We start from the raw sequence: 21885 nt of genomic DNA on the forward strand, positions 1-21885 counted from the left end.
GCCCGCGGGCGCCCGCGGGCTCGTTCAGGACGTACGCGACGACGAAGCACAGGACGGCGACGATGCCGGTGCGCAGCACGATCTCGGCGATCGGGCGGGCGGGCAGGTTCGCGGCCTTGCGGCGCTTGCTGTCCACCAGCAGGGACGCGGCGTACGCGAGCACGGCGACCAGGGCGAGGGCGTAGCCGACGGCCTTGTCCTCGAAGAAGTAGTTGGTGAGGTCCTCGACGACACTGCCGGACGGCGTGTTGATCGAGCCCTCGCCGCCCATCATCCAGTCCTGCAGACCGCTCCAGCCGAGGAAGCCGGCCAGGGTGACGACGAACGCCGGCACCCCGATCTTGGCGAAGAAGAAGCCGTGCAGAGCGCCCAGCGCCGTTCCGGCGAGGACGGCGAGGACGATCGCCAGCCACTCGGGCCAGCCGTGGTTGACGTTGAGCACGGCCCAGGTGGCCGCACCGACACCGGCGACCGAGCCGACCGAGAGGTCGATCTCGCCGAGCAGCAGCACGAACACGATGCCGACCGCCATGATGCCGAGGCCGGAGCTGTAGACGGCGATGTTGGCGACGGAGCTGGCGGAGAGGAAGTTGCTGTTCTGGAGCTGGAAGACGATCGCGATGACGATCAGGCCCACGAAGACGGGCAGGGAGCCGAGCTCACCGCCGCGCACCTTGCGGGTGAACTCCGACCAGTAGCCCTTGAACCCCTCCTCGCGTACGAGGAGGCGCGGGTCCACCGCGGGGACGGGCGCCGTCGACGGCTCGGCCGCCTGGGCCGGCACCGTGGCGTTCTGCTCGGCCTTCCCGGTCTTCTCGGTGGAAGGCCCGGGGGTCTTGGCGAGGTCGCTCACTTCGCGTCCTCCTTCGTGACTGAGCGTGCCTGACGGCGCGTGACGGCATTGTCCGTGGCGCCGGTGATCGCGGCGATGATCTCTTCGTGCGACGTGGTCGCGACGTCGAAGACGCCGTTGTTGCGGCCCAGTCGGAGCACCGCGACCCTGTCCGCGACGGCGCGCACATCGGCCATGTTGTGGCTGATGAGGATGACGCCGTGGTCGCGCTCGCGCAGCCGCTCCACGAGGTCGAGGACCTGGGCGGTCTGCTCGACGCCGAGTGCGGCGGTCGGCTCGTCAAGGATGACGACCTTGGGGTCGCCGATCAGGGCGCGGGCGATGGCCACGACCTGGCGCTGGCCACCGGAGAGCGAGGCGACCGGGATGCGGACGCTGGGGATCCGGATGGACAGGGTGTCCAGGAGTTCCTTGGCGCGCTTCTCCATCGCGATCTCGTCGAGGACGGAGACGCTGCGCAGTTCGTTGCCGAGGAAGAGGTTGGCGACGACATCGAGGTTGTCGCAGAGGGCCAAGTCCTGGTAGACGGTGGCGATTCCGAGGTCCTGGGCGTCGTTGGGCCGGTTGATCCGGACCGTCCCGCCCTCCCACTCGATGGCGCCTTCGTCAATCGGGTGGACCCCCGAAATGGTCTTGACGAGGGTTGACTTGCCGGCGCCGTTGTCGCCGACCAGGGCAACCACTTCGCCGGGGTGAATCTCCAGGTCCACATCGGTGAGCGCCTGAACGGCGCCGAACCGCTTGGAGATTCCGCGCAACGCCAGCACGGGCGTAGCGGACACGTGAATCATCTCCTTCGCCGCCTGACCGGCGGGGATGGTGCTGCATTGCACAGGGGGGGTGCCGGTTCGGGCCGCCGGACCGCCGTCGTCGCCCGGTGGCGATGAGGCCTGGGGCGGCGGCAGTCCGACGACCGGATCCGGTGAGAGGAGTCCGGCCCCGCCCCCGCTTTGCGGGGCGTTGACGGGGCGGGTGCCGGACTGGCAAGGGGCGCCCTGCGGGCTTGCCCGCCGGTGCTACTTGATGCCGGCGGCGTCGCAGGCCGCCTTGTACTCGGCGGTGCAGATGTCGGAGGCCTTGTAGACCTTGTCCGCGACGATCGTGGAGCCGATGTTCTCCTTGGTCACGACCGTGGCGTCGTACAGCCGCGACGGGATGCCCTTGAACTCGCCCGAGAGGCTGTCGACCTTGGTGTTGGTGAGGTCGTCGAACTTCTCGCCCTTGAGGAGCTTCACCGCGATGCCGGCGGTGGTGTCCGCCTGCGGCTTGATCTGCTTGTAGATCGAGAACGACTGCTCGCCCGCGAGGATGCGCTGCAGACCGGCGAGCTCCGAGTCCTGGCCGCCGACCGGGACCTTCACGCCCTGCTTCTTGAGGGCGGTGATGATGCCACCGGCCATGCCGTCGTTCGCGGAGTAGACGCCCTGGAAGCCCTTCTTGCCCAGCGAGTCGATGGCGGCACCCATCTTCTTGTTCGCCTCGTCCGGCGACCAGTCCGGGATGTCCTGCTCGTAGACGACCTTCTTGACCTGGGTGTCCAGGACGCTGTGCGCGCCCTTCTTGAAGAAGGGGGCGTTCGGGTCGAGCGGCGAGCCGTTGATCATGACGACATTGCTGCTCTTGGCCTTGTCACCCAGCGCCTTGACGAGAGCCTCACCCTGGAGGCGGCCGATCTTCTCGTTGTCGTACGAGATGTACGCGGAGATCGGGCCCTCGGCGAGACGGTCGTACGCGACGACCTTGACGCCCTTCTTGTCCGCCTGCTGGATCCAGGACTTCGCGGCCTTGTAGTCGACCGTGTCCAGGACGATGACCTTGATGCCCTGCGTGACCAGCGCGTCGAACTGCTTCTTCTGGGTCTCCGCGTCCCCGCCGGCGTTGTTGTACTTGACGTCGCAGTCGGAGCAGAGCGCCTTGATCTTCGCCTCGATCATCGGGCGGTCGAAGGTCTCGTAACGCGTGGTCTTGTTCTCCGGGAGCAGCAGGCCGATGGTCTTGCTGTCGCCACCGCTGCCGCTGTCCTTGTCGTCGCCCGCCTTGCCACAGGCTGCGAGGGAGACGGCCATGGAAACCGCGGCCGTGCCTATGACGATGCGTCGCGTCATTGCGTTCATTCTGGGTGTGCCTCCCTGACGAGGCCGCAGCGTTGCGGCCGAGGTGGCTGGAAGTCAACTCGGCCCCGGGGCCAGCGTCAAGGAGTAAATCCTTAACGAGATGACAACGGTGCCATTCGTTATCTAAGTGAAGGCAGGAGTCGCAGCGGGAAGAGTGCTCTCCAAAAGGGTTGAATCCCCCATCTCACTCAGGACGAGGGCGAGCGCGCCCAGCACCTCCGCCCGGCCGCCGAGGGCTCCGGGAAGCACCGACAACTGCCGTGCGGCGCTGGGGATGGAGTAGCGCGAGACCGAGTCGCGGATCGGCCCGAGGACCAGTTCGCCCGCCTCCGCGAGCGAACCGCCGAGCACCACCCGGCTGGGGTTGAGCAGATTACAGAGGTTCGCCACCCCGCTGCCGATGTGCCGCCCGACGTCGCCGATCACCCGGCGGCAGCCCGGATCGCCCTCACGGGCCAGTTGGACGACCCGCTCCATGGTGAGATCGGGGCCGTGGCTGGGCTGGAGCAGGGGCAGCACGTACCGCGCGGCCGTGAACGTCTCCAGGCATCCCCGGTTGCCGCAGCGGCAGACCGGGCCCGATTCGTCGAGGGTGATGTGGCCGATCTCGCCGGCCGTGCCGCCGGGGCCCCGGTAGATGTGCCCGTCGATCACCAGACCGGCACCGACACCGCTGGCGACCTTGATGTACGCGAGGTCCCTGACCCCGCGGCCGCTCCCCCAGACCAGCTCCCCCAGCGCCCCGAGGTTGGCGTCGTTGTCGACGTAGACCGGCACCCCGAGGCGTCCGGCCAGCTCTTCCCTGGGGTTGATGCCCGTCCAGCCCGGCAGGATCGACGTGGAGCCCAGCGTGCCGGACTCGACGTCGATCGGGCCGGGAACACCGAGGCCGACCCCGATCACCTTGCCGGGGCTGATCCCGGTCGTCTCGATCAGCCGGTTGACCAGCTGCTCCGCCCGCCCGAAGCCCTCGGCCGAGGAGGCGTCCACGTCCAGCGGCTCGGACTCCTCGGCGAGGACCTGGTGGGCCAGGTTGCCGACCGCCACCCGAAGGTGCGTATGTCCGAAATCGACGCCGATGACGATGCCCGCGTCACCACTGAGCGAGACACTGCGGGCACGGCGGCCGCCCGCCGAGGTGGGGGTCACCTCGACCGTGCCGCCCTCTTTCAGTTCGCGAACGATATTGGAGACGGTGGCCGCGGAGAGGCCCGTGCTCCTGGCGATCTCCGCCTGGGTGAGTGAACCCGCCATACGTACGGCGCGCACTACCCGCTCAAGGTTGGCGCGATGCAGAGATGTCTGCGACCCCGGAGTCTCCATCGACTCTCTCACTCCTGCCATATTCTCCAACATGTGAACTCTAAGCTGAGCGTTTTGGGGTACTCCCCGTCAAGACCTTGAGCAGTCGAAGCCTCGGATGAGCACCGGACCCTCGCACGACGACGTCGGCGAACTCCCCCGTACACAGACGAACCGCCCGTCGGCGTGGATGCCGGCGGGCGGTTCGGTTCGTTCAGAGGTCAGCGCGGACGGCGGGTGGGGCCGGGCGACGCTGGAGAGCTGTTACTTCACGGCTCCCGCCGTCAGGCCCGCCACCACCTGGCGCTGGAAGATGATGTAGGCCGCGAGGACCGGCAGCATCGCCATCACCAGGCCGGCGAAGAGACCGGACCAGTCACCCTTGTAGCCCTGGCCGTTGGCCAGTTCGACCAGGCCCTGGGAGAGCACCCGGTACTTCGGATCGGTGTTCAGCACCGTTGGCAGCAGGTACTGGTTCCACTGACCGAGGAAGTTGAAGATACCGACGCTGATCAGGCCGGGCTTCGCCATCGGCAACATCACCTGGAAGAACGTCCGGGTGTGCGAGGCCCCGTCGAGCATCGCCGCCTCCGCCACCGAACTCGGCAACGAGCGGAAGAACGAGGTGAGGAAGAAGACGGTGAAAGGCAGCGAGTACGCGATGTAGACCAGGATCAGTCCGTGCCGCGTGTTCAGCAGGCCCATGTTGTTCATCACGAAGAACAGCGGGACCAGCGCCAGGATGATCGGGAAGCTCATCCCGCCGATGAACAGGTAGTACACGAAGCGGTTCCCGGGGAAGTCGAACCGCGCCAGCACGTACGCAGCCATCGAGCCGAGCAGCAACGTGCCGATGAGCGAACCGCCCACCACCAGGATGGTGTTCAAGAAGTAGTCGCTCATGTGCGCCTGACTCCAGGCACGCGACCAGTTCTCGAAGTGAAGCTTGTCCGGCAGCGCCCACGGCGTCGACAGGATCGAGTCATCTGTCTTGAACGAGGCCATGATCGCCCAGAGCAGCGGCATGACCACCAGGATCGCCCAGATGACCAGTACGCCGTGCGAGAAGACATTGAGGACCTTGCCCTCGCCGCCCTTCTCCTTGCCGCCCTTCTCGGGCGCCTTGGACACGGGGGCCGGTTCCTTCACCGTGACCACGGGAGGGGTATCAGTGGCCTTCACGTGTGCTCACCTCGTACTACTGTCGAGCCGGCCGCCGGGGCCGGGCTGTCTTGCCTGCTGGGGATCCGGGCGCCGCGCCCCGGGGAGCACGGCATCAGAACTCCAGCCGCTCACGCCGGCCCAGTCGCATCACGATGGCGGCGAACGCCATGGTGATGATGAGCAGTCCGACACCGATCGTCGTCGCGTATCCGGCCTGACCGTCACGGAAGGCCGTCTGGTAGACGTACAACGGCAGGACTGTGGTCGCGTAGTCGGGGCCGCCGGGGCCCACGGTCATGACCTGTACGGCCGTGAACGCCTCGACCCCGAGCGCCAGGATGCCCATGTAGACCCAGCCCGACTGCACGGTGTCCCAGAGCAGCGGCAGGGTGATCCTGAAGAACGTCGTGACGCGGCTGGCCCCGTCCAGGAGCGCCGCCTCGTAGAAGTCCTTCGGGATGGAGGCCATTCCGGCGGAGAAGAGGACGACGAAGAATCCGACCGTCGACCAGATCAGCACCGACATGACGCAGATGAGCGCCAGGCTGGGGTCACCCAGCCAGTCCGGCTGAATGGAACCGAGCCCGATTCCCTTGAGCGCCGAATTCAGCATTCCACTGCGCGGGTTGAACGCGAACTGGAACAGCAGGGCGACGATGACGATCGAGAGCACCTGCGGGAAGAAGTAGGCGATCTTGTAGAAACCCGAACCCCGCACGCCGGAGACCGCGGCGTTCTTGCGCCGCCGGCCCCCGACATTGAGCATGAAGGCGAAGAAGAGCGCGAGGCCCAGCGTCACCAGCGGCAGCAGCAGCACAAGCAGCACGCTGTGCTGCAAGGACTTCCAGAAGATGTCGTCCTTCAGCATCCTGGTGTAGTTGTCGAAGCCGACCATCTTGAAGTCAGGGCTCAGACCGGTCCAGTCCGTGAACGAATAGTAGATGGCCTGGATGAACGGCCAGATGACGAAGACCGCGTACAACACCAGTGGGACTACCAAGAATCCCACAATGAAGCGGTACTTGCCGTGCTGCATCGTTTACCGACCCCGATCTTTCCGCGGGTGCCGCCGCTGGTGACGGTTACTCACTGGTGCTTGTAGTGCTTGATGGACTGGTCCTTGGCCGCGGCGTCCGCGAAGCCCTGGATCTTCTTGATGGCCTCGGCCGGAGTCAGGCGCCCGGCCATCATCTCGCCGATGCCCGCCGTGCCGATCTGCTCCTTCTGGAGCTTGGCGTACCAGTCCTGCATACGCGGGTTCACCACGTTGTCGCCGGCCTTCTTCAGGACGTCGACGCCGGCCTGCATGGCCGTGGACAGGGTGAGACCATCGGTGCCGCCGTTGTAGGCGCTCAGCGACTTGACCTGCTTGGTGAAGTTCTTCGAGGACTCCTCGGAGAGCATGATGCGCAGCTGCTCCATGCCGCCCTCGGGGTTCTTCGCCTTGGCCGGGACGATGAAGGGCTCGCCGCCGGACGCCCAGAGGGTGCCGAACGGCAGCTTGTCGGACGAGTCCAGGCTGGACGGCGCCGCGACCATCATCTTGAAGTCCTTGGGCGTGGTCGGCGCCGCCTCGTTCTCCACCCACGAACCGTTCGGGATGAAGAGCGCCTTGCCCTTGGTCCACTCGGTCTGGGACTGGATGTGGGTCAGGCCCGGGGTGCCCTTGAGGATGTACCCCTTCTTGTACAGCTCGTAGTACGCCTCGAACGCCGACTTGACGGCCGGGTCCTTCCAGGCGTTCGGCTCCAGGTTGTCGATCTTGTCGAGAACCTCCCGGCCGCCGATCTTGGCGATGAACGGGTAGAGCGAGAACGGAAGGTAGTAGGGGTACTTACCGGCATAGGTCCAGCCGGCGATGCCCTTCCTCTTCGCCTTCTCGCATAGGGCGAGCATGTCGTCCCAGTTCTCGGGGTACTGGGCGTCCAGGTTGTCGAGCGCGGTCTGCGAGTACCAGACGCCGTACACGGTGTACGCGTAGTACATGATCCAGACCGGGTCACCGTCGAACTGACCCATCTCCAGAACACCCGGTCGCAGGGTGTCGCGGACCTTCTTGCTCGGGTCGTCGAAGGACGGGGCGTCCATCAGCGGCGTCAGGTCGAGCAACTGCTTCTTGCCGACGAGGACACCCATGTCCATCTGCTCGGCGCCCGAGTTGTCGATCAGGTCCGGCGGGGTGCCACCGTTGAACCGCGGCTGCAGCTGCGACTGGATCTTCTGCGTCGCGGTGTGCTTGACCTTGGCCTTGGGGAACGCCGAGGTGTACTGCTTCTCCGCGTCGATCGCGTACTGCTGGCCGAAGCCGCCGTCGAAGATGACCACGTCGAGACCGGCCGTGTCATTGACGCCCAGCGGGTTCTTCGCGCTGGTCTTGCCCTTCTTGACCGTGTCGTCGCTGCTGCTGTCGCTACTCGCACACGCCGACAGGAAGCTCATTGTCGGGACGGTGATCAGACCGAGTGCGGCAGACCGCTTGATCACGTCGCGACGGCCAAGGCCCTCATTCTTGTGGGCGGAGGTGGATCCCATGCTCAAGTCCTCGCCTTCTACAGGACTCAGGCGGTGTTGTACCGGTCGCCCATCGATATTCGCCTAAGGCGAAGGGCCCCGCCACCGCGGTCGGTTGCGCTTGGGTGGTGCAGATTTCAGGCTAGCCATTGCAGTGGGGGGCGTCGGGGGGACCGGCCACCGGACGCGCCTGCGGCGCGTCGAGCTGCCCTGCCCCCGTTGTCCCCCCTGTCGCACAGTTGAAAAAGCTGTGCAGATGCCGACAGGTATAGTCCACTTGCGGCCAACTGAGCAAGATCGAATGCAGGTTTGGGCGGCAGTCTTTCCCGAGTTGAGACCTCGCGGATACCTCGGCACCTCACGGCCTCCTCCGGATGTAACGATTTCCGCAATACGGTCGATTCGACTACGGGCTCCCATCCAACACCCTTGACACCACGAGCCACTTCGCTCCCTACTAGTTCTTGCGCACGCTTCTGACAACGTTGTCCAAGCGCACTTCCTCGGGAGGAATGGCTCGGCATGCAGCCCCGACACGGTTCTCGCAAGAGACAAAACAGTACGGCCGCACTGATCGCGGCTTCACTGGTCCTGGTCGTGACAGCCCCCACGGCGGCCGCCGCTCAGTCGGCCGGGTCAGGAGAAAAGGGTCATAAGCCTTCGGGCGACCGGATATTCAGTTCATCCTTCGAGGCGGACGAGAAGCAGCCGGACTGGCGCAATACCGTCGAAGAAGGCCCTGACGGAAAGAAGCGGACATCGGGTATCGATGGCGGCTTCTCCGCAGGAATTCCGGGCAATGTGACCGACAAGGTCACAGATGTCCGTGCAAGCGATGAGAACACCGGCGGCGGCGAGGTGAAGGAAAACCTCGTCGACGGTGAATCCGGTACGAAGTGGCTGTCCTTCAAGCCCACCGCCTGGGCCGAGTTCGATCTCTCCGAGCCGGTCGAGGTCGTCACGTACGCGCTGACCTCGGCCAACGACCACGACGAGCGGGACCCGAAGGACTGGACGCTGCAGGGATCCGAGGACGGCAAGAGCTGGACGGACCTGGACTCCCGGACCGGCCAGACCTTCTCCGAGCGCTTCCAGACCAAGTCCTACGACTTCACGACGGACAAGGCCTACCAGCACTTCCGCCTGGACATCACGAAGAACAACGGCGCCGGTGACGCGACCCAGCTCGCCGACGTCCAGTTCTCCGACGGGGACACCTCGGCCCCGGCCCCCGCCGACATGCGCAGCCAGATCGACCGCGGCCCCTCCGGCTCCCCCACCGCCAAGGCCGGCGCGGGCTTCACCGGAATGAAGGCGCTGCGCTACGCGGGTACGCACAAGGCGGACGGCCGGGCCTACTCGTACAACAAGGTCTTCGACGTCAACACGGCCGTCACCCGGGACACCGAGCTCTCCTACCTGGTCTACCCCCAGATGGGTAAGACGGACCTGTCCTACCCGGCCACGCACGTCGCGGTGGACCTGGCGTTCACCGACGGCACGTACCTGAGCGAGTTGCGCGCCACCGACTCCAACGGCGGTCTGCTGACCCCGCAGGGCCAGGCCGACGCCAAGCGGCTGTACGTCAACCAGTGGAACAAGGTCGACGCGCAGATCGGCACGGTCGCGGCGGGCAAGACGGTCGACCGGATTCTCGTCGCGTACGACTCCCCCAAGGGCCCGTCGAAGTTCCAGGGCTGGATCGACGACGTCAAGATCGCCCCGAAGGCGCCGCAGAAGCGCAAGGCGCACCTGTCGGACTACGCCTCGACCGTCCGCGGCACCAACTCCAGCGGCAGTTTCTCCCGCGGCAACAACTTCCCCGCCACCGCCGTCCCCAACGGTTTCAACTTCTGGACCCCGGTGACCAACGCCGGATCGACGAGTTGGCTGTACGACTACGCCAAGGGCAACAACGAGGACAACCTGCCCACCCTGCAGGCCTTCAGCGCCAGCCATGAGCCGAGCCCCTGGATGGGCGACCGGCAGACCTTCCAGCTGATGCCGTCGGCCGCGTCCGGCACCCCGGACGCGTCGCGCACGGCGCGCGCGCTGCCGTTCAGGCACGAGAACGAGACGGCGAGGCCCCACTACTACGGGGTCACGTTCGAGAACGGCCTCAAGGCCGAGATGACGCCGGCCGACCACGCGGCGCGGATGCGGTTCACGTATCCGGGCAAGGACGCGAGCATGGTCTTCGACAACGTCTCCAACGACGGCGGGCTCACCCTCGACCCGAAGACCAGCTCCTTCACCGGGTTCTCCGATGTGAAGAGCGGCGGCTCGACCGGTGCCACCCGGCTCTTCGTGTACGGCGTCTTCGACGCCCCCGTCACCAGCAGCGGGAAGCTCTCCGGCGGCGGTGGCGACGACGTGACCGGCTACCTCCGCTTCGACGCGGGCAAGGACCGTACCGTCAACCTGCGGCTGGCCACCTCGCTGATCAGCATCGACCAGGCGAAGCAGAACCTGGCCGCGGAGATCCCCGCCTCGCGCTCCTTCGGCCGGGTCGAGGACAAGGCCCAGGGCGCCTGGGACGACCTGCTGGGCAAGGTGGAGGTCGAGGGCGCGTCCGCCGACCAGCTGACCACGCTGTACTCCAGCATGTACCGGCTCTACCTCTACCCGAACTCGGGCTTCGAGAAGGTCGGCGGCAAGGACAAGTACGCCTCGCCGTTCTCACCGCAGACCGGCTCGGACACCCCGACCCACACGGGCGCCAAGATCGTCGACGGCAAGGTGTACGTCAACAACGGCTTCTGGGACACCTACCGGACGACGTGGCCGGCGTACTCCTTCCTCACGCCGAAGAAGGCCGGCGAGATGGTGGACGGCTTCGTCCAGCAGTACAAGGACGGCGGCTGGATCTCCCGCTGGTCCTCGCCCGGCTACTCGGACCTGATGACCGGCACGTCGTCGGACGTCGCGTTCGCCGACGCCTACGTCAAGGGCGTGGACTTCGACGCCGAGGCGGCGTACGACGCGGCCCTCAAGAACGCCACGGTCGTCCCGCCGACCTCGGGCGTCGGCCGCAAGGGCATGGAGACCTCGCCCTTCGCCGGATACGCGGACACCTCGACCCACGAGGGCCTGTCCTGGTCGCTGGAGGGCTACCTCAACGACTACGGCATCGCGCAGATGGGCGAGGCGCTCTACAAGAAGACGAAGAAGCAGCACTACAAGGACGAGTCCGAGTACTTCATGAACCGGGCCCGCAACTACGTCGAGCTGTTCGACAGCAAGGCGGGCTTCTTCCAGGGCAAGAACCCCAAGGGCGACTGGCGGCTGCCGTCCGACCAGTTCGACCCGCGGGTCTGGGGCTACGACTACACGGAGACCAACGGGTGGGGCTACGCGTTCACCGCCCCGCAGGACAGCCGTGGCCTCGCCAACCTCTACGGCGGCCGGGACGGTCTGGCCAAGAAGCTGGACACGTACTTCTCCACCCCCGAGACGGCGGGCCCGGAGTTCGTCGGCTCGTACGGCGGCGTCATCCACGAGATGACGGAAGCCCGTGACGTACGGATGGGCCAGTACGGCCACAGCAACCAGGTCGCGCACCACGTCACGTACATGTACGACGCGGCGTCGCAGCCCTACAAGGCGCAGGAGAAGGTGCGCGAGGTCCTGAGCCGCCTGTACACGGGCAGCGAGATCGGCCAGGGCTACCACGGCGACGAGGACAACGGCGAGCAGTCGGCGTGGTTCCTCTTCTCCTCGCTCGGCTTCTACCCGCTGGTCATGGGCAGCGGCGAGTACGCGATCGGCTCCCCGCTGTTCACCAAGACCACGGTGCACCTGGAGAACGGCCGCGACCTGGTCGTCAAGGCGCCGAAGAACAGCGCGAAGAACATCTACGTCCAGGGCCTGAAGGTGAACGGCAAGAAGTGGACGTCCACCTCGCTGCCGCACGACCTGCTGGCCAAGGGCGGCGTGCTGGACTTCGACATGGGCTCCAAGCCGTCGGCCTGGGGCACCGGCAAGGACGCCGCCCCGGTCTCCATCACCAAGGACGACAAGGTGCCGTCGCCGAAGAAGGACGTCCTGAAGGGCGCGGGCACCCTGTTCGACAACACCTCGGCGACCTCGGCCCAGGTCGAGTCGGTGGAGCTGCCGGCCCCCGCGGGCACGAAGGCGGTCCAGTACACGCTGACCTCGGCCACGGCGGCGAAGGCCCCGACGGGCTGGGTCCTGCAGGGATCCGCGGACGGCACGGCCTGGAAGGACCTCGACAAGCGGTCCGGCCAGACCTTCGCCTGGGACAAGCAGACGAGGGCCTTCACGGTGAAGTCCCCCGGCTCCTACGCGCACTACCGGCTGGTGAGCACGGAGACGGCGACGCTGGCGGAGATCGAGCTGATCTCCTGAGTCACCCGCCGACCGCATGAGGACGGGCCGCCCGCACACCGGGCGGCCCGTTCCCGTGTGTGCGACCGGCCCGTCGGGCCCGGGTGACGCGACCCCGCTCAGCCGGCTCTACCGGCTTGCCTTGTCCCGCAGGGCTTGTTCCACTGCCTCACGCACCCGCTCCTCCTCACGCCGTGCGCGCCGGACGCGCCCCCGCCGGACGAGCACGATTGCCGCCGCGGCCGCGCCCAGAACGAGAACCAGGAGCAGCAGGAGGGCCCAGGGAACGGCCCAGCCGTGGGCCGTGGTCCGGACGGGATCCAGGGCGGTGGTGGAGCCTGCGGCGTCGGTGACGAGCGGGGTGACGGCGACGGCGGCCGTGAGCCGGAAGGCCGGGGTGACGTCGTGGACGGGGACCGTGACCTTCCAGCGCTCGCCGGGCAGCAGCTCCGGCGGCGCGGCGATGCTGCCGGCCTCGGTGCTCAGCGTCCCGAAGGGGCCGGTGAGGGTGACCTTCTGGGTGCCGGAGAGCAGGGCGTTGCCGGTGTTGTGGAGGCTGTAGGTCACCGTGGCGTCGCCCCGGGCGAACGGACCGGCGGAACCCCGGTAGTCGACGTGCACGTCCTCGACGGCGAGTGCGGGCCGCAGGGCGCCGCTGACACGCAGCTTGATCCGGATGCCGAGGCGCCTGTCGACAGCGATGCCCTCGGTGTCGTCGGACTGCTTGAGCGACGTCAGGATGCCCCCCACGTAGTCGCCGGGGGGCGCGTCGCGCGGGACCTTGACGGTGAACGGGATCGCGGCGCTCTTCCCCGGGGCTATCCGGACGCTCTTCCGGCCGGCCTGGACCCAGGAGCCGATGGAGCGGGACTTCCTCCCCTCGGTGAGGAGGTCGAGCCGGCCCTTCTCCGTCGTGAATCCGTCGGCGGCGTAGACGGCGAGGTTCAACGGCTCGGTGCCGCGGTTGGCCACGATCAGGGCATCCTCGGCCTCACCGCCGGGGTTGACGGCGTAGCCGAAGCTCGACCGGTCTTCCCCGTAGTCGTTCCCGGCCGTCCGGACCGTCCAGGTGACGTCGCCCTCAGCCGCCCGTGCCGGGCCGGTGGACGTGCCGAACGCCAGGGCCGCGAGGAGGACCAGGAGGGCGGCGGTGCGGCGAGGTGGTGCCACTGCGTGCATGGGGGTCTCTCTCGGAACGGCGGCGTGGCAGGCTGCGGCGTACCGGAGCCTGCCACGCCGGTGGAGCGGGGAGGGTCAGCTGCTCAGCGCGGTGATCGTGAGGGTGGCGCGGTAGCCGCCCTTCTGGACGGAGTCCGGGATCTTCAGGTCGAGGTCGGCGCCCAGCTTGGCCGTGCCGCGGGCGTGCCCCTGAGGTGCCGAGCCGAGGCCCCGGGAGAGGGCCAGGCCGTCACCCTTGCCGCCGTAGCCGGAGGGGACCGACGCACCGGCCTTGGCGCCGGCGCCCTGGTCGAGGAGGTACGGCGACCAGCCGAGGTAGGAGCCCCCGAACGTCTTCCCGGCGTCCTTGAACTCGCTCACACCGGCCGAGACCGCCCACGGGGAGAGGGAGCGGCGGGTGTCCGACACGAGAATCGGGTTGATCTTGCCGGAGGCGGTGAAGTGGTCACCGTTCTCTTCCTTGGCCGTGCCAAGGTCCACCAGGCCGTTGTAGCCGTCGATGGTCCAGCCGAACTCGCCCGGAGCCGGCTTCGGCACGTTCACCTGGAGGGACTGGCCGTCACCGTTGTACGGGTGGACGCTCACCTTGTCGACGACCGAGCCGACCGGCTGGGCGGCGGTGGTGTTCTTGCACCAGTCGCCCTTGGAGACCTGGGAGTTGGGTGCGTCGCAGCTGCCGCTGCGGATGTTCTCCACGACGAGCTTCTCGTCGCGGACCTGGACCTTGACGTAGCTGCGGACGTGCTCCTGGTTCTGGAGGGAGTTGTACCAGTAGCTGTCCGGGTTCAGCGGGTCGGCGCCGTTGCCCGCGCCGCTGGTGCCGCTGGAGTCGGGCTTGGTGATGTCGTAGTACTTGGAACCGGAGGCCGAGTTGGCCGTGACGTAGAGGACGCCGCCGGGACCGGCGTAGACGTCGGCCGCGCCGGGCTGCTCCCCGGGATCGGCCTTCTCGCCGTTCTTGATGAGGTAGCTGCGGGAATAGCTGTGGTCGTGGCCCTGCAGGACCATGTCGACGCCCAGCTTGGAGAAGGTCGTCGGGAAGTCGACCCGGCGGGCCTTGTTGTCCTTGTCCTTGGCGTGCGCGGCCGGCGAGTAGATCGAGTGGTGGTAGACGAGCACCTTCCACTTGGCTTCGGAGCCGTGCTCGTTGATGACGTCCGTGACGTACTTGGTGTGCGCCGCGTCGCCTCCGCCGCCCTGAGAGGTGGCGTAGCTGTTGCTGTTGAGGTCGATGAACAGCACATCCTTGTAGATGTACCAGTAGTTTCCGCCCGAGGTGTCGGACGCCGGGTTGCCGTTGGCGTACAGCGCACCCGAGTTGTCCGTGTTCGGCGTCGAGAAGTGCTGCTCGTACGCCTTGCCGCCGACGTCGTGGTTGCCGATGGTGGCGGCCCACGGGTACTGGCGCAGCTGGTCGGGCGCCAGGAAGGAGTTCCACTGGGACTCGTTGTTGGCGCTCTCGACCTGGTCGCCGCCGGAGACCAGGATCTCGGCCTTCGGGTTGGCCTTGGTGGCCACGTCCAGGGTGTCCTGCCAGCCGGCCTGGTCCTGCGCCAGGTCTCCGGAGGAGCCTATCTGCGGGTCGCCGAGGAACAGGAAGTCGTACTCGCCCTCGAAGTCCTGGGTCGTGAAGGAGTACGCCGGGGACCAGTTGCCCTCGGTTCCGACGCGGTAGGAGTAAGCGGTGTTCTCCTTGAGGCCGGTGAGTGCGGCACTGCGGTTGTAGCCGCCGCTGGTGGCGATGTTCTTGGCGCCCAGGGCGTCGAAGTTGGCGGAGTCGGCGGGGAACTCGCCACCGGTGAGCCGCGCGGTGGGGGCGAGCTGGACCTTCTGGGCGGTGTCGGCGGAGGAGTACCAGCTGACGGTGCGCTGGGTCTCGTTGGCGCCGACGCCCAGGACGATGCCGGAGAGGGTGGAGGATTCGGCCGCGGCGGCGGGCGCGGCCTGCCCGCCCGCGAACGCCACGGCCAGGCCGAGGAAGGCGGCGGTGGCGCCGGTGGCTACCCGGTGCCGCACAGGCCTTCGGGCCTGCCGGGAGGAGTGCGTTCTCATGAAGTATCGATTCTTTTGTGAATAAACGGTGAGCATGAAGTGCGCACACGAAGGAGATCACCAAGCTCTCGGCACTGGGTGAACGGCGCGCGAAGCCGGTCTGGGCGAAGGCTGAACATCACCGCTGACAAGCCCTTACGATCCGGTCACGCGCTGCACGAACCAGGCCAGCCCCATGGCGGCCACTCCCGCCGACAGGGCTCCGGTGACCCACCGGGAGGCCCGCGGCGAGCGGCGTCCGAGCAGCAGAAGAAGCGGGAACAGCACGGCGATGAAGGCGAGCTGGACGGCCTCGATGCCGATGTTGAACACCAGCAGCGACCACAGCAGAGTCCATGACCACGCGGCCTCGATACCGAGTGCGCCCGCGAAGCCGAGGCCGTGCACCAGGCCGAAGCAGAACACGACGCCGAGGCGGGTCCACCCGGCACGGTCCAGGGCGAACCGGCTCCCGCCCGGCGCCCGAAGCTCCGCGACATGGGCGCCGCCCCCTCGCAAGCGCCACAGGTGCCAGCCCGCGACCACGGCGATGGACAGGGCGATGACGGGCTCCACCAGCCCCGCGGGGACGTCGACCAGGCCCAGGGCGGCCAGCAGGAACGTCACCGAGTGGGCGAGGGTGAACCCGGTGGCGGCCAGGACGACTTCGCGGGGCCGCCGGGATCCGGCGACGAGGGCGAGCAGGAACAGGATGTGGTCGGTGCCCGTCAGCAGGTGCTCGGCGCCGAGGCGGAAGAACTCCCAGAAGCGCTCCGGCCAGGACTGGCTGATCGAGAAGGCCGGGTGCCCGCTGTCGAGGGCGGCGCTGCCGGTGCGGCCGTCGACGGCGTAGGTGACGATCGTCTTGGTTCCCTTGACATAGCCCTCCGGGCCGGGGAAGAGCGCGCTGCGGATCTCGTGGTCGCCGGTGCCGTGTTCGGCGCACGTCCAGTCGAGCGCGAGCAACGCGTAGGGCACGCCCTCCTCGGTGCCCATCCGGAACCCGCCGACGGGAGCGGGCTCGCAACCGGCGCCACTCGCGGTGACCGTGAAGCGCTCGGTGACGTAGTCGAGGACCGTCTCGCGGTGGGAGTCGAGGGCCGCCGCGCGGGCGCGGGCGTCCCCGGCTTCGAACGCGTCGGTTCCGGCACGGAAGAGGGGGTCGTCGGAACCGGCGTCGGCGGCCGAGACGACGAGCAGGTCGTACTCCAGCCTCAGTTCGGTCCGGAGCGGGCCGTCACCGTCGGCGGTGACGTGCGCGTACACGACGGAGGTGAAGCCGTGGGCGGCGGCGGGCCGGACGAGCCCGGGGAAGAGGAAGGCCGCCGCGGCGAAGACGAGCAGCAGACGGCGGACACGGTGCGACATGGGTCTCCTTTGGGGGTTGCCCGTGCACCGTGCTGGTCGTGGATGAACCGATGCCGACCGATTGACGAACCATGAGAAAACAAACGTTCGACGTGGGTCGGATCGGTGGAGATCGCGTGGAACGGACGAGCAGGATGTCGGAAAACGCCACTCCGTACCGGCTCCGTCCCGCTCCCCGCCAGGCAGCCGCTGCACCCCCTCCCGGAGGACGATCGCCTTGCACCGCCCGCCCCTGGCCGCCGTACTGGTGGCGGCCGCAGCCCTGCTCACCGGATGCGCTTCGGGCGACGACTGGTCACAGCGGCGCCCCGGCCCCTCCGCCGTCGGCGCACTGGGGGCGGGATTCACCGGTCCGCACGGGTCACCCGCACCGGAGTCGACGCTCACGCCGAGCCCGGGTTCGTGGTCAGGAGTCCGGCCCTCCCCCGGCACCCGTGTCGTCCTGCTCAGCGCGGGCAGCGACCGCCCGGCGAAGACCCTGGCGAAGGCGGTGAAGGCCTGGGCGAAGGACGCGGAGGTGGACCTGCGGACCGTGACCGCGTCCGGCGCCGCCGACCTCCTGCCCGCCGTCAACCGCGCGCTGGACCTGCACCCGGACCTCGTCGTCAGTGCGGGCAACGACCTCATCGATCCCCTGACGGCCGTCAGCCCGAGCCATCTCGCCCAGGAGTTCCTGGTGGTGGGGGCGGAACTCGCCGAACCCACCGAGAACGTGACGGCGGTCGACTGGTCGGGGGCCTCGTTCCGCGGGGAGGGACTCGGCATGTCCTCGACGTACGACCCCGCCTCGTTCACCGACGCCCGCTGCGCGGCCGCCATCCGGGCGGGCGCCGCGGCGGTACTGACGGGGCACACCGGGATCGTGGTGTGGCTGGACGAGTTCTAGATGAATGAGTCCAAGGGGTGTTGTTGCGGTCAGTGATCGTAGGCGGTCAGTGACCGCTTGACCGGCTGTCCGGTCCTGTCGTTGTGCCAGATCGCCGCTGTGAGCGCGAGGATCCGGCACAGGACGCGGGCCGCCACCCCTGCCGGGCTCTTGCCGCCGTGTCGTTCCAGGTCGAGCTGCCCCTTGAAGGTCTGATTGATCGACTCGATGACCTGCCGCAGCGGCTTGAACAGGTGCGCGCCGGCCCGCTCAACCTCTCCCTGCCGGCCGCAGCAACTGCAGGTGACGCTCGGCAAGGTCGTGCTCGAACTCGCGGTCGTAGTAGTTCTTGTCTCCGATGATCGTCTGGCCGGGGTGGGCGGCTGTGACGTCGGGGGCGGTGTCGAGCATGTCGCGCAGTGCCTCGCGTTCGTCGGACTTCGCCCCGGTGAGGGCGAACAGGATCGGCAGGCCGCCGAGCGTGCATACCAGGTGCAGCCGCAGCCCCCAGAAATATCGTGAGTGTGACGCGCAGTAGCCGTACTCGGCCCAGCCTGCCAGGTCCGAGCGCTTGGCCGTCTCCCGCGAGCAGCCGCAGCCGACCGGGGTGGAGTCGACCAGCCACACATCGTCGCTCCACAGTGAGGTGTCCCGGGCCAGGGTCCGGACCATCTGTGTGAGCAGTGAGGACGCGGCGCGCAGCCGCTTGTTATAGCCGGACTGCTGTGGCAAATACGGGAACAGGTGGCGGAAGTCGCGGCTCGCGCGGCGCAGCCAGCGCCGCTCGGAGGTGTAGCCGAGCAGCGCCGACATGACCGCGAGGGTGACCAGTTCGGCGTCACTGAGCGTGGGTACGATCCCGACGGCAGGCCGCCATGGGGCCAACCATGGCGAAGCCTTCAACTCGTCGTCGATCCGGGCATAGAGTGCTGTCGCGAGGGTGTCCAGGTCTGTCTTCACACACTGACATTGGACGCCCTCGTCCTATGTCCGCAGGCCATCCCTTGGACTCATTCATCTAGGAAGGCGGAGCCGATCTCCTGAACCGCTGGGTCCCGCACGGACGGCCGGTGGCTCCCCACGAGATGCCGGCCGTCCGCGTTCTCACCCCACCGTGCAGGCGAGTTCGGTGGCGGGATCGGGGTCACCGCCGGCGGAGACGTATCCGAAGGTCGCGGATCCACCCGGATCGAGCGATCCGTTCCAGTCCGCGTTGTGGACCATCACCTCCTGGCCCTGGACGGTCATCGCGCCGTTCCAGAGGCTGTCCACGCTCTGCCCGTCCGGCTGGGTCCAGCCGACCATCCAGCCGAGCATCGGCACGTCGCCGGAGTTGGTGACCGTCACCTCGGACTGGTATCCGCCGCTCCAACTGTTGGTGGTGGTGAGTGTCGCGGTGCACCGTCCGGGCGGCGGTTCGGTCGGGGTCGTCGGGTCCTTGACCCCGGTCACCTCGCCGTTGCCGCCGTCGAAGACCACGTCGGAGCAGGAGGAGAAGGTCTCCTGGCTGTCGGAGCGCTGCCACACCATGTAGATGACGTCGCGGCCGTCCTTGCCGGCCGGAAGCGTCCCGGACCAGGAGTAGTTGGCCTCCACCGTCCCCGGACTCCCGTTCAGCGGCGGGTGATCGACGGTGAGGAAGGGGGTCTCCTCCATGTCGTCCCAGGTGAGCGGCTGCGTCGGGTCGTAGCCGTCCTTGGTGATGTAAACGTAGAACGAACCGGGGTGCGCGGCCCAGGCGTTGTACGCGAAGTCGACGGTCGCGCCCGAGGTCAGATGCGTCAGCGGCCAGTCGGCGCTGGGCGTGTTGAAGCCGGTGAAGCTGGGGTTCCCCCCGCTGCACAGTTCGCCGTCCGGCACGAAGCCTCGGGTACGGCCCGCGCCGTCGGAGCGGAGCACGGAGAACCAGTTGTAGAACGGCGTGGTCCCGCTCTCCTGCGCGGCGGCCCGGCAGGCGGGGTTGACCGGCTTGATCTCCCCCGTGTCGGTGAGCGCGTCCTGCCAGCACAGGAAGGTGCGGCTGGCGGGCTTCATCGGCGTGCCGTGGGCCTCGGCCCGGCTGCCGGAGGTGACGACGACCAGCCCGAGGGCGGGGACGGCCGTGAGGAGGGCGAGCAGGGTGAGAAGCAGGGCTCTGCTGCGGGTACCGGCCAGGAGCCGGCCCCCGATCGGTAATCCGCGGCTCGATCGGTGGATCACGAGGTACGTCCCTTCGCTGCTGTCGTCCGGGGGGATTGGCGGAACAACGTTCGGGTCGTGCGGCGGCGGGCTGCGCTGCACCGAGTTGCGCCCGCACGCTTGGGAGCGCTCCCACTTCTCGGGGAGGCTAGCGCTCCGGTGCCGGACCGTAAACGCTTCGGTCCCGTTTCCCGGCGGTCACGCCTGACGGCCGCGCGGCCGTCAGGGACGGCTCGCTCTGACGCGCAACTCCGTTCGCCCTCAGGCCCGTTCCGGGGTCTCCGGTACCGCCGTGGTCAACAGGCTCTCCGGCAGGGTCACGTTCCATGCCGTGATGACCGGCTGACCGTGCTCCCTGCCGAGCCGGGACACCGCCCCCGTGGCGAGCTGGAAGAGCGTGCCCTCGGCAGGGGTCAGGCCGAGGTAGCGGGCGGTCAGGACGCGCAGGAAGTGGGAGTGGGCGACGAGCGCAATGTCCTCGTCCCCGGCCCGTCCGGCCGCTTCCCGTACTTCGGCCAGTACCCGGTCGGCCCGCTCCCCGACCTCTGCGGGGGTCTCGCCGGGGTGCGCCTCGGGGCCGGCGGTGACGCCGTCGGTCCAGAGGTTCCAGCCGGGGCGGGTGAGGTGGATGTCGTGGGTGGTGATGCCCTCGTAGCCGCCGTAGTCCCACTCGCGCAGCTCGGGGGTGATCCGGGGCGCGGCGAGCCCGGCGAGTTCGGCGGTGCGCCGGGCCCGCACGGAGGGGCTGACCAGGGTGAGGGCGATGTCGCGGTCCGTGAGCAGCGGCGCGAGGGCACGGGCCTGGCGTTCGCCGAGGGGCGTCAGGGGCAGGTCGGTGTGGCTCGTGTGCTGTCCGTTGCGGGACCACTCCGTCTCGCCGTGCCGGATCAGGATCAACTCGCCCATGTGGAGGCCATCCGCTCTCTGTGCCGATTCCGCTCACGGAAGCCGCCCGTCAAGCCGGGCGGCTTCACACGCTGTCAATGGTGCAAACTCGCTGGTCCACGATCGCATTCCGGCAGTGGCGACAGGGGCGGCGCGCCCGGAGGGAACAGGATGCGGCACATCGCCGCTCCTCCCGCTCCGTGCGTCCCGCGCCAGGGACCAGAGGGGACGACCGCGTCCTCAGCCCTTGGCCACGTCCAGCGACACGTCGCCGACGACCACGACCTCGTACGGCCGGTCCGTGTCCGCCGTGACACGGAGTGTGCCGCCCTCGCGGACCAGTTCGTACGTGGCGGCGGGGGCGCCCGTGAGGTCGGGGACGGTCACCGTGCGGGTGAAGTCGCCCAGGGACGCGGGGACGTACACGCGCAGCTCCAGGTTCTGCGTCCAGTCGCCGTCGGGGCGGGAGATGTCCGCGCCCAGCTGCAGGACCGGGCCGGGGCGGACCAGGAGCGGGAGGCTGCCTCAGCTCGGTGAACCGCTTGGCGACCGCGACCGCCTCGTCGCCGAACTCCCACGGCACCCGGTAGGACGAGGAGCCGTGCAGGCGGCTGTGCGAGGAGAGCAGGCCGAAGGCGAGCCAGCGCTTGAAGACCGCCGGGTCGGGGGTGCCCTCGAGGCCGCCGATGTCGTGGCTCCAGAAGCCGAAGCCGGACAGGCTCAACGAGAGCCCGCCGCGCAGCGACTCGGCCATCGCGCCGAAGGAGGACCAGCAGTCGCCGCCCCAGTGGACGGGGAACTGCCGGCCGCCACCGAGCCGGACGCGGACCTGGCCGCCGTCGTCCGCGCGGACACCCAGCACAACCTGGTGTGGACCGAACCGATCCTCGCGGGCCGCTGCCCGGCCACCGAGGAGGAGACCTGGGCCGAGCTGATCGCCGCGCAGGACTTCCGGCGCGAGGCCGACCCGGCGCTGCGCGTCACCACCGACAACCGGTACAGCGAGGGCGAGTACCGGGACGTCCGCAGGACGGCCATGGGCTTGGCCGGTCGTGCCCGAGTCCTTCACCGATCTGCTGACCGCGCTG

Annotated in this window: 14 protein-coding genes and 3 pseudogenes; 3 read left to right on the plus strand and 14 right to left on the minus strand. The window is 68.3% G+C overall.

All coding sequences use genetic code 11. The features are described from left to right. From J1C73_RS27240 to ngcE, 7 genes are all read right to left on the minus strand, one after another. A partial coding sequence (locus J1C73_RS27240; protein WP_443732228.1) for an ABC transporter permease subunit occupies positions 1-853 on the minus strand: 853 nt, incomplete at its 3' end. Further along, on the minus strand, positions 850-1644 hold the full coding sequence (locus tag J1C73_RS27245) for an ATP-binding cassette domain-containing protein (RefSeq protein WP_124285475.1): 795 nt from the start codon (positions 1642-1644) through the stop codon (positions 850-852). The genes J1C73_RS27240 and J1C73_RS27245, both read right to left, overlap by 4 nt. Before the next feature lie 225 nt (positions 1645-1869). After that, positions 1870-2967 (minus strand): substrate-binding domain-containing protein, encoded by a 1098-nt coding sequence (locus tag J1C73_RS27250; protein WP_370374987.1) that lies wholly within the window; start codon positions 2965-2967, stop codon positions 1870-1872. Between the two features lie 123 nt (positions 2968-3090). Beyond that, positions 3091-4290 carry an ROK family transcriptional regulator gene (locus J1C73_RS27255; protein ID WP_123463186.1) on the minus strand — a complete coding sequence of 400 codons (1200 nt, stop codon included), beginning with the start codon at positions 4288-4290 and terminating at the stop codon, positions 3091-3093. A gap of 243 nt (positions 4291-4533) precedes the next feature. After that, positions 4534-5451, minus strand: a complete 918-nt coding sequence (locus tag J1C73_RS27260) for a carbohydrate ABC transporter permease (protein ID WP_370374988.1) — start codon at positions 5449-5451, stop codon at positions 4534-4536. Positions 5452-5545: 94 nt separating this feature from the next. Continuing rightward, a complete protein-coding gene (locus tag J1C73_RS27265; protein ID WP_207318713.1) occupies positions 5546-6469 on the minus strand; it encodes a carbohydrate ABC transporter permease in 924 nt (307 codons plus the stop codon). Positions 6470-6519: 50 nt separating this feature from the next. Continuing rightward, entirely contained in the window at positions 6520-7965 is a 1446-nt protein-coding gene (gene ngcE / locus J1C73_RS27270) for an N-acetylglucosamine/diacetylchitobiose ABC transporter substrate-binding protein (RefSeq protein WP_207318714.1), read from the minus strand. A 501-nt stretch (positions 7966-8466) separates the two neighbouring features. Here ngcE and J1C73_RS27275 point away from each other — a divergent pair. After that, a complete protein-coding gene (locus J1C73_RS27275; protein WP_207318715.1) occupies positions 8467-12312 on the plus strand; it encodes a GH92 family glycosyl hydrolase in 3846 nt (1281 codons plus the stop codon). Positions 12313-12420: 108 nt separating this feature from the next. On the opposite strand, the gene J1C73_RS27280 is transcribed toward J1C73_RS27275, so the two are convergent. From J1C73_RS27280 to J1C73_RS27290, 3 genes are all read right to left on the minus strand, one after another. Continuing rightward, positions 12421-13470, minus strand: coding sequence for a WxL protein peptidoglycan domain-containing protein (locus J1C73_RS27280; RefSeq protein WP_207318716.1), 1050 nt, complete (start codon positions 13468-13470; stop codon positions 12421-12423). Between the two features lie 75 nt (positions 13471-13545). Then, complete coding sequence (locus J1C73_RS27285; protein WP_207318717.1) at positions 13546-15522, minus strand: purple acid phosphatase family protein; 1977 nt, start codon at positions 15520-15522, stop codon at positions 13546-13548. 135 nt (positions 15523-15657) lie between these two features. Then, positions 15658-16869 carry a HupE/UreJ family protein gene (locus tag J1C73_RS27290; protein ID WP_207318718.1) on the minus strand — a complete coding sequence of 404 codons (1212 nt, stop codon included), beginning with the start codon at positions 16867-16869 and terminating at the stop codon, positions 15658-15660. Between the two features lie 217 nt (positions 16870-17086). On the opposite strand from J1C73_RS27290, the gene J1C73_RS27295 reads away from it, so the two are divergent. Then, positions 17087-17755, plus strand: a complete 669-nt coding sequence (locus J1C73_RS27295) for a type 1 periplasmic-binding domain-containing protein (protein ID WP_207318719.1) — start codon at positions 17087-17089, stop codon at positions 17753-17755. 29 nt (positions 17756-17784) lie between these two features. Here the strand turns inward: J1C73_RS27295 and J1C73_RS27300 are convergent. The 4 genes and pseudogenes from J1C73_RS27300 to J1C73_RS27315 form a co-directional block, all read right to left on the minus strand. Further along, a pseudogene (locus J1C73_RS27300) lies at positions 17785-18694 on the minus strand (IS982 family transposase). A gap of 144 nt (positions 18695-18838) precedes the next feature. Next, on the minus strand, positions 18839-19930 hold the full coding sequence (locus tag J1C73_RS27305) for a lytic polysaccharide monooxygenase auxiliary activity family 9 protein (RefSeq protein ID WP_504744487.1): 1092 nt from the start codon (positions 19928-19930) through the stop codon (positions 18839-18841). A 243-nt stretch (positions 19931-20173) separates the two neighbouring features. Further along, a complete protein-coding gene (locus J1C73_RS27310) occupies positions 20174-20818 on the minus strand; it encodes a histidine phosphatase family protein (RefSeq protein ID WP_207318720.1) in 645 nt (214 codons plus the stop codon). 219 nt (positions 20819-21037) lie between these two features. After that, a pseudogene (locus tag J1C73_RS27315) lies at positions 21038-21623 on the minus strand (TIM-barrel domain-containing protein); the annotation flags it as partial. Here J1C73_RS27315 and J1C73_RS27320 point away from each other — a divergent pair. Further along, positions 21585-21885 (plus strand): annotated as a pseudogene (locus J1C73_RS27320) (hypothetical protein); the annotation flags it as partial. The pseudogenes J1C73_RS27315 and J1C73_RS27320 overlap by 39 nt on opposite strands.

This window comes from Streptomyces laculatispora (assembly GCF_017353455.1).
GTDB lineage: Bacteria > Actinomycetota > Actinomycetes > Streptomycetales > Streptomycetaceae > Streptomyces > Streptomyces laculatispora.